This window comes from Chryseobacterium sp. CS2K3 (assembly GCF_059515185.1).
The window spans coordinates 259,702-268,533 of the sequence record NZ_JCAKRW010000008.1 but is presented as its reverse complement, the minus strand read 5'-3'; the positions used below and the strand labels follow the sequence as shown (position 1 = coordinate 268,533).

The 8,832-nt window shown below is 34.1% G+C and carries 10 protein-coding genes; 6 read left to right on the top strand and 4 right to left on the bottom strand.

Annotated features, from left to right (window positions below):
• Positions 1-874: 874 nt before the first annotated feature.
• Entirely contained in the window at positions 875-1,039 is a 165-nt protein-coding gene (locus AC5YGG_RS15485) for a bacteriocin-like protein (RefSeq protein WP_496145361.1), read from the bottom strand.
• A 206-nt stretch (positions 1,040-1,245) separates the two neighbouring features.
• Between AC5YGG_RS15485 and AC5YGG_RS15480 the strand changes: the two genes are divergently transcribed.
• Positions 1,246-1,515 carry a hypothetical protein gene (locus AC5YGG_RS15480; RefSeq protein ID WP_496145360.1) on the top strand — a complete coding sequence of 90 codons (270 nt, stop codon included), beginning with the start codon at positions 1,246-1,248 and terminating at the stop codon, positions 1,513-1,515.
• A 55-nt stretch (positions 1,516-1,570) separates the two neighbouring features.
• On the opposite strand, the gene AC5YGG_RS15475 is transcribed toward AC5YGG_RS15480, so the two are convergent.
• Positions 1,571-2,521 (bottom strand): isopenicillin N synthase family dioxygenase, encoded by a 951-nt coding sequence (locus AC5YGG_RS15475; RefSeq protein ID WP_496145359.1) that lies wholly within the window; start codon positions 2,519-2,521, stop codon positions 1,571-1,573.
• A gap of 84 nt (positions 2,522-2,605) precedes the next feature.
• Between AC5YGG_RS15475 and menD the strand changes: the two genes are divergently transcribed.
• Positions 2,606-4,282: a 2-succinyl-5-enolpyruvyl-6-hydroxy-3-cyclohexene-1-carboxylic-acid synthase gene (menD, locus tag AC5YGG_RS15470; protein WP_496145358.1), complete on the top strand. Its 1,677-nt coding sequence runs from the start codon at positions 2,606-2,608 to the stop codon at positions 4,280-4,282.
• On the opposite strand, the gene AC5YGG_RS15465 is transcribed toward menD, so the two are convergent.
• Both AC5YGG_RS15465 and AC5YGG_RS15460 read right to left on the bottom strand, forming a co-directional pair.
• Positions 4,279-4,905, bottom strand: a complete 627-nt coding sequence (locus tag AC5YGG_RS15465; RefSeq protein ID WP_496145357.1) for an aminotransferase class IV — start codon at positions 4,903-4,905, stop codon at positions 4,279-4,281. The genes menD and AC5YGG_RS15465 overlap by 4 nt on opposite strands.
• On the bottom strand, positions 4,889-5,866 hold the full coding sequence (locus tag AC5YGG_RS15460) for an aminodeoxychorismate synthase component I (protein ID WP_496145356.1): 978 nt from the start codon (positions 5,864-5,866) through the stop codon (positions 4,889-4,891). Before AC5YGG_RS15460 ends, AC5YGG_RS15465 begins: the two co-directional genes overlap by 17 nt.
• A 44-nt stretch (positions 5,867-5,910) precedes the next feature.
• Between AC5YGG_RS15460 and AC5YGG_RS15455 the strand changes: the two genes are divergently transcribed.
• The 4 genes from AC5YGG_RS15455 to AC5YGG_RS15440 all read left to right on the top strand — a co-directional run bounded on the left by AC5YGG_RS15455 (position 5,911) and on the right by AC5YGG_RS15440 (position 8,794).
• Entirely contained in the window at positions 5,911-6,636 is a 726-nt protein-coding gene (locus AC5YGG_RS15455; protein WP_496145355.1) for a hypothetical protein, read from the top strand.
• 72 nt (positions 6,637-6,708) lie between these two features.
• Entirely contained in the window at positions 6,709-7,443 is a 735-nt protein-coding gene (locus AC5YGG_RS15450) for a beta-carotene 15,15'-monooxygenase (protein ID WP_496145354.1), read from the top strand.
• Between the two features lie 27 nt (positions 7,444-7,470).
• Positions 7,471-8,547 carry an AI-2E family transporter gene (locus AC5YGG_RS15445; protein WP_496145353.1) on the top strand — a complete coding sequence of 359 codons (1,077 nt, stop codon included), beginning with the start codon at positions 7,471-7,473 and terminating at the stop codon, positions 8,545-8,547.
• Between the two features lie 19 nt (positions 8,548-8,566).
• On the top strand, positions 8,567-8,794 hold the full coding sequence (locus AC5YGG_RS15440) for a DUF3820 family protein (RefSeq protein WP_076553326.1): 228 nt from the start codon (positions 8,567-8,569) through the stop codon (positions 8,792-8,794).
• Positions 8,795-8,832: the final 38 nt, after the last annotated feature.

Here is an 8,832-nt window from a genome sequence, read left to right as displayed (position 1 = left end):
GCTAAGCAAACCCAAGAAAAATCCGAATCAATCACAGAAGTTGAGCAAGAGGATATTATTTGTATTGTTCCCATTTAAGTTTAACGCAAAGTTTATTTTGAATACGTTTTATTTTTAAGTGAGCTAAGAAGAAAATCGATTTATAATCGATTATGATGAAGCTTGTGGATATACATTCGCTTCGTTCAATCAACGAAGTTGATTCTATTCTTTGCTCGCTAAAAGTTGGAGAGCAGGAATATAAATCTTTGCGTAGAAAAAATATGTAATACTTAAATAAGATATGGCTTAATGATAATGGACAATCAAAATTGGATAAAGCAAATTTTGTATTCCCTAAATTTTTCAACTGATAGATTTATTTGAACAAACTAAAATCCATTCCTATTGAATTGAATTAATATCGTTCAATAATTCTTATTAACTGTAGTTTTATCGAATTTCCTAGCCCTGATAGTAACGGTTACCCCACAGTATGAGCTGGAAAGAGCAAAGGCTTTGGTATTGGAATGTTAAGGCACGAGGAGTATGAGTGGATAGCAGGATACAGCTCCTGAAATAAATAATCCATTAAAATTATTTTGTTGGCACTTTCTTGTTATGTGACAATTCAGGAAGTTTATCTGTAGAACGATTTTAGAGCTCTTTTATAACCTTTCTTTATTTAAAACGACATTATTCTTTCAATAATAAAGTAAGCTGTAAAATGACCTTATATAAAGGGAAATTAATTTAAAATAAATAGAGTTCAGTTTATTTTTCCTCTTTTTAACCTTTCCATGTTAATTATGTAAGATTTATTTATAATTATAAACATATATAACCACCCCGAAAGAGTAGCTATATATTTTCTTATTTAACTGTATTTACCGTTTTATATGTCATTATTGTTGTCCGGGCATTTAAAATCGGTGCTGCAAGCTGCACATATTACTGTACCATTGCAGTAATACATACAAAACTCTTGTTCCGGAAGCTTGATTCCTCCTCCGTTAATGTCTTTTAGTTGGTTTTTCTGTAATTTTTTTAGATTTTTCATATTGTTTTAATTTTATTTTTGTAATTAATGTAAATATAATCAATTTGTATTTTGTTTTATCCTAAAATTTATTTTTTATAACATTAAAATATAACTAATGAATGATTTTTATTTAATTGTTTGATTATTAGTTAAATATATGTTATATTTAGTTCAGCGTTATCCGAAAAGCTTACAGAGTAGGAATTACCAAAACATTGATAACTATGAAAAATTTCAAAAAACTTTCAAGGGAAGATAAGAAAGGCTTAATTGCTGGAGATATCGGACCAGCTTATTGCTTTGATGGTGAGGGACCAGGAATGGGAGGATGTGCAGCAGGATATATTTGTTCTGGAGGCAAATGTGTACCTTATGAAGGTGGTCCGGGTGGTGGAGGAAATCCTGGTGGTGGTGATACTTATACATGCATCTGTCCATGGGGAACTTTTACACAGTCTACTCCATGTCCGGATTTTTATTGTATAACAGGATAACCTATTAGAGTAAATAAAAAAGTCAGTAATATTGAAATTACTGACTTTCTTCTTTTTATTTTTTAATCAATCCTAATTCGATCAGTCTCTCATGCAGGAATTCTCCGGCAGTAGTATCTTCGTATAGTTTTGGATTGTTTTCGTCAACACAGTTTTCAAGTGCATTTAAAGACATAGCACTGATAGGGTGCATAAAGAAAGGAATTGAATATCTTGAAGTGCTCCACATTTCTCTAGGCGGGTTTACCACTCTGTGGATGGTAGATTTCAATTTGTTGTTAGTATGTCTTGAAAGCATATCTCCAACATTAATCATCAATTCATCCGGTTCTGCGATTGCATCGATCCATTCTCCGTTGTGATTCTGAACCTGAAGACCTTTTCCCTGAGCTCCCATTAAAAGAGTAATAAGGTTAATATCTCCGTGAGCTGCTGCTCTTACCGCATCATCCGGTTCCTGGGTGATTGGCGGATAGTGAATAGGTCTTAAAATTGAGTTTCCTTCAGCGATCTTATCGTCAAAATAGTACTCATCTAAACCAAGGTGCAATGCTAAAGCTCTTAAAACATACTGTCCTGTTTTCTCAAGCATTTGGAATGCCTCTTTACCTACTTCATTAAATTTTGGAAGTTCTTCCACGATTACGTTGTCAGGATACTCTTTTTTGTATTCTGAATCATCAGACAGGTATTGTCCAAAGTGCCAGAATTCTTTTAAGTCTCCTTTTTTGAAACCTTTAGCCGTTTCTTTACCGAATCCTACATAACCTCTTTGTCCACCAATTCCAGGAATCTCATACTTCTGTTTTGTTTCCACTGGTTGTTCAAAAAAGTTTTTTACCTCTCCATACAAATCTTCTACTAGGTTGTCATCAAGAAAATGGCCCTTTAAGGCTACAAAACCAATTTCTTCATAAGCTTTTCCGATTTCATTTACAAATTTCTGTTTGCGTTCCGGGTTGTCCGAAAGGAAATCACGCAGGTCTACACTAGGTATTTTATCCATTTTTAGAAATTTACGAATAGCAAAATTACATATTTTTTAAATTAAATGATTTTAAAATCATTATTTATAAGTTAAATTTGCTGTATGAAAAAATATTCTTCTAAGAGAAGTATCCAAATACTTGCACATCTTCTTCAGCAGTACGGAATTGCAGACATTGTAATTTCCCCGGGATCAAGGAATGCTCCTTTGGCGATTCACTTTTCAGAAGTGGATAGTTTTAATTGTTACAGCATTGTAGATGAAAGAAGTGCTGCTTTCGTAGCAATGGGAATGGCAAAAAGTGAGAAAAAACCTGTAGCAGTGACATGCACGAGTGGATCTGCTGTGGTTAATTACTATCCTGCGATTACTGAAGCATTTTATCAGAATGTGCCACTTTTGGTACTTACAGCAGACCGACCTACGGATTTTGTTGATATTTTCGATGGGCAGACAATCAGACAGAAGGATGTTTTTCATCAGCATTCTTATGGTGATTTCCAGCTTTTGGAAGACAGCAAGGAAAATGCAGAAGATATTAATTTCGATATCATAAAAAAAGCAATCGAGCTTTGTTTTGAGAAGCAAGGTCCGGTACACATCAATATTCCTTTAGAAGAGCCTCTATACGAATTGGTTTCTGAGCTTCCTACTTTTCCAACGGTAGAAAAGACGATCAAGCATAAAGACTATGAAATTCCATCCAATCTTATTGCAGAATGGCATACGTCCCAAAGGATCATGATACTGGTAGGAACAAGGGATTATAGCCCTGAATTGGAGAATCAGTTGACCCAGTTGGTGAAGAATCATTCTGTGGTGGTATTAAGCGAAGCAAATTCTAATTTGTATCACGAGAAATTTTTCAGGCATATAGACCGCTATATCTTCAATTTTACGGAAGAAGACTATAAAACCTATGCTCCGGATCTTTTAATCACGGTAGGACAAAACGTGGTATCTAAAAAAGTAAAACAATTCCTTAGAAGCGCACGCCCAAAACAGCACTGGCATCTGGATGAAGTGTGGCAGCCGGATACTTATTATTCATTGACGGAAAAGATAGAAGTAAAACCTGAAGTTTTCTTTTCAAAACTGTTGAAATTTATTAATCTGGAACCGAGACCTTATTTCAATCTTTGGGATGTTTTAAGAGATAAAAAAGATGCTAGGCATGAGCAGTTTTTAAATACTGTTGAGTTTTCTGATTTTTACTTTTTTAATAAAGCGGCTCAGACCATTCCGGAGAATTATAATATTCATGTCAGTAACTCTTCCGGAATCAGATATGCACAGCTGTTTGATTTTGGGAAAAGGAAAGTATACTGTAACAGAGGAACGAGCGGAATTGATGGCTCAACATCCACGGCAGTAGGATTTGCCATTAAGAATGCTAACCCTACATTGCTGATTACTGGAGATTTGAGTTTCTTTTATGACATTAATGGACTTTGGAATCAATATATCCCGCCGTTTGTAAGGATTATGATTTTTAACAATGGTGAAGGAAATATCTTTAAAATCATTCCGGGACCAGGAAATGCCAATCCAAATACCCTGGATGAGTTTATCGCAACGAAGCACCGCAAGAATGCTGAACATCTTGCGAAACATTTTGGTTTCTCCTATATCAGAGTGGAAGATGAGCTTACCCTGGACAGAGTACTGGAGAATTTCTTTAAGCCAGATGCACAGCCGAAAATCCTGGAAGTAAACACCTACGGGAAAAACAGTGCAGATGTACAGAAGGCTTATTTTAATTTTCTAAAGGAAAACTAAAGGTCCAGATACTCTTCATTCCCCGGCAGATTTATAATTCTGTCGATAGGATAAATAAACATATCATCAAAGTCATTTAAGGCATTGATAAGTTGAAAGTGGCTGAATTGCTTTATATTCTGTAAAGTAATTTCAGCCTCTTTTATTTTTTTATGCTTTAAAAGATGCTGTCTTTGTACCCCGTTTAAGAGATAAGTAGTGGGAGTAAACCATTCTTTACCTTTTAAAAATAAAAGATTGGAAAATGATGTATCGGTGATATGGTTGTTTTTGACGATGATAATTTCTTCAGCTTTAGACTTCATTTTCATTTTATCCAATTCTTTACGGTCTTCAAACTTGAAAGAATAATCAAAACTGTTGTTTTCTACCAACTGGAAATTCTGTATTTCAGGAATAGCATAAGGAATCATCTGAGTCCGGATTCTTTTGTCCAGATCATAGGCAATCCTAAGTTTGAAAAGTCCGTCTTCATCATGCTGCAGATTTTTATAGATTTTTGCAAGATCAATAGAGTCATCCTTTCCGAAGTGGGAAAATGTCTGATTGATACGTTTCTGATGGAGTTCCAATAGAAAAATCTCCTTATCTTCTACCTTAATGCTTTCAATGAATTGGGACATAGATTTTATTTTTCATTTCCTGATATTCGTCTTCTAATTTACTCATGTGCGTTATACCGCCTCCGCTTTTGAAATAAAGTTGATCATTTTCCTTTTCAATAAAGCGTATCATTACACAGCTGTCGACATTTTTACCATCGAACCAGCCACAAACTCCTGTATAGTATCCTCTATCATATCCTTCAGCATCCAGAATGATTTCCAGTGTTTTCGGCTTCGGAGCTCCCAAAATAGAGCCAGCAGGAAGAAGTTTTTGCATAATGCTTCCTAACTTACCGTCAAATTCAGACTTTATTTTCCCAGAAATTTCTGAACTCATAGCATACAAATCTTTTTGTCTGGTCTTGATGAAATCAATATGTTGGAACTGATCAACTTTTACATCATCAGCCACCATACTCAAATCATTGCGGAGCAGGTCTACTACCGTATAATGTTCAGCCTTTTCCTTTTTATCATTCTTCAGAATTTCAGCCGCATTTTCTATTGAAGCATCAATGGTTCCTTTCATCGGATAAGTCAGAATTTTACCATCAATAATCTTCACAAAAGTTTCCGGAGAAAAAAATACAAAAAAATCTTTATAAAAAACCTTGTACTTTGCTTCTGAGTGATAAAAAATTTCTTTGAGGCTTAAATTGGTCTCAATTTTAGTTTTTCGGGTATAGTTTACAAGATATGAATTTCCCAGACGAATATTTTTCTGAACTTTATCAAACCCCGTTTTGAAGCTTTCTAAAGTCTCCGGAAATGTTTTCCATTCTACTTTTTTATCTAAATCATACTTCTTTTTTGTAGTTGAAAAGTTTTGAAAATCAATAAGTAAGCCTTCTTTTTCAATTTCGCTTTCCTGATAGATTTCAACATTCTCCAAAAGGAAGTCGATGACGAAGAAATAGGGAACCTTCTGAAGAGAAAGCTCATCCATTTCGATAAATTTTTGATGATTCACTGAAAACATTCCGCAAAAATAATTATTGATGTTTACTTTTGCATAAAATTTTTATGATGCAGAGCAAATATCCTCAGAAACCGGGAATAGATTTTATACTGAAGCAGGCGTTTTTTTATTGGAACAAAACACTGATCTATCAGTTGATGTTCTCAATACTATTTTTTGGAATTTTTCTTACCTCCTTTTTCCTTTTTGGTTTAAAGTATGAGATATTTGCACAAAACGCTATGCTACAAGAAGCTTTCCAGCAGGGAACTCAGGCTTATCTGGCGAAAGTAGCAGAATTAAGTGCTACAGAAAGCTATCAGATGTTTGTTCTGGCTATTTGGGCAACAGTAGCATTTCTTTATCCCCTGAATCTTGGCTTTTTTCAGATTTTCAGAAAGCTTGATCTTAAAGAAAAAATAGAATTGAGCGATTTGTTTGCAGGATATTATGGGATTAACTTCTTCAAGTATCTTGGATATTATCTGTTTTGGTTTATGATCTACAGATTTACAATACCTACAATATTCTTAGCTGTTATCTGGGTTGCGATGACCGTATTTGTTGCTCCTCTGATGTTTTTTACCAATAAGAGAATCTTTGAAGCCATTTCTTTAAATTTTAAAGCACTAAAGATGTATTTCGTTGAAATTATGGTGTGTATATTAGTTGCTGTTCTGTTTAAATATCTGGGATTCACACTATTATTAGTAGGTGGTTTGTTTACTTTTCCGTTCTGGAATGCCATGATTTATTCATTGTATAAAACAGTTTTTTCAGAAAAAGGCTAAATTTAAATACGGTTTAATATGTTTTTTTACTAAAAAAAGTTAAATTTGGTAAAATCATTAAAATATTAAACTATGTCCGAATTTAACGAATTTGACCAGCAGGGTTCTGTACCCAATAAAGAAACAGGATCCATTATCTCGCATGCACTTGAAATGTATAAGGGGGTTTTTGGCTATGCTGTTGTAGCTATGATAGTGTATCTTGTAGGAGGATTTCTTATCCAGACCATTACCGGATTCAATTCTGCAGCAATAATGGAAGAAGTACAGTCTTCAGGTGATTATGCCAACTTCAGGTATTGGGATACTCCAGGATTTTCAATGTATATGACATTTTCCAGCCTTTTCCTGCTGTTATTAACTCCATTATACGTTGGTTTGATTTATATGGTTAATAAATACAACACAAAAAATCCTATTGAATTTTCCGATCTGTTTATTGGATATCGTCAGAATTTTGTTAATATATTAATATACAGTCTTATAGCGGGTGTTATTTCTTCAATAACAATGACGTTCTGTCTTTTGCCTTTCTTTTTTGTGTATCCTTTTCTTTTAATAGGATATCCTATTTTATTATTTGAAAACGCTTCTGCTATGGAAGCTCTGAATAAATCTTTTACTATTGCGAAAGAAAATTATGGAGTTTTCTTATTAACAGGTTTCCTTGGAATGTTAATTTCTGCAGCGGGAGTTATTCTTTGCTTTTTTGGCATTATTTTAACTGCTCCATTTATCATGGTCGTAATGTATTCTACCTATTGTGCGTTTGTAGGAAAGCCAAGACAGATCATGTTCACCAAATAATAAATTAAGATTTTAAATTTTAAAATAATGAATAAAGATAAACAGATAAGCAGTGTTGCCATTAAGCAGATTTCTTTGCTGGTCATTATTTTGGTCCTGGCAGGATTGATCTGTTTTAATCTTGCATTGTTTATACCCTCTGTTTTAGGTGCTATTACCATTTACGTAGTTTGTAGAAAATATAATTTTTATCTGCAGGAAGAAAGAAAGTGGAAGCCTTCATTAGCCGCTTTTGCATTAATGTTTGCCAGTCTTATTGTTTTGATTCTGCCGATTTATTTTATTGCAGATTTAATCATTGATAAGCTTGGAAATGCTCAGGCATACATGGCTAAATTCAATATCTTTCTTGATAAAATACATGCTTATATCTATTCTAAGACAAGTTTTGATATTCTTAGTCAGGATAACATGAATAAGCTAAAGGATTCTGTTGGAAAGTTTTCAACTTCAGCCTTAAGTGGCACATTCAATACGCTTACCGTAATAATGTCCATGTATTTTATTCTATATTTTATGCTGGAAAAGCCAAGATTATTTGAAAGAATACTGACAACCTCTGCTCCTTTAAAGAGAGCAAATATCTCGTTAATTGGTGAGAAACTGAGAAAGCTTATTATGGCAAATGCCATTGGTATTCCCGTAGTTGCGATAGGACAAGGAATTGTATCTCTTATCGGGTATCTTATATTCGGAGCTCCGGGACCTGTATTGCTTTTTGCTTTGACTGCGGCTTCATCTGTGATTCCTGTAGTAGGAACGGCAATTGTGTATGTTCCTGTCTGTATCTTTATGATTGCGGAAGGAAATACAGCTCAAGGTCTTGGTCTTGCTATTTATTGCGTAGTCGTTGTAGGGCTTACAGATAATTTGCTTCGATTTACTCTTCTGAAGAAACTTGAAAATATCCATCCACTGAATACTGTTTTCGGAATTATTATGGGGATGAACCTGTTTGGATTTATGGGATTGATATTCGGACCTATACTTATCTCACTTACCTTGCTTTTGATACAAGTATACAGAAATGAATTTTCGGATGAAGAAACTCCTCCGGATTTGGAATTGCCAGAAAATAGAGATTTAGAAAATAAACTGATTTAATTATATAAAAGTGGAGGGAATAAATCCGGAAATATTAAAAGAAATTTGTGTGTTTAAAATGCCATTCGGAAAATACGAAGGAACGGTTTTGGCAGATCTTCCGATAAGTTATCTTGAATGGTTCAGCCGAAATGGTATGCCTAAAGGAAAGCTGGGAATGCAGCTATCAACCGTTTATGAAATTAAATTAAATGGTTTGATGGATTTGCTTATTCCTATCAGAGCATCAGTCAGAAATGGATTGTAAATTATAACAGACATGTTTGAAAAATATAGTTCGGGCGG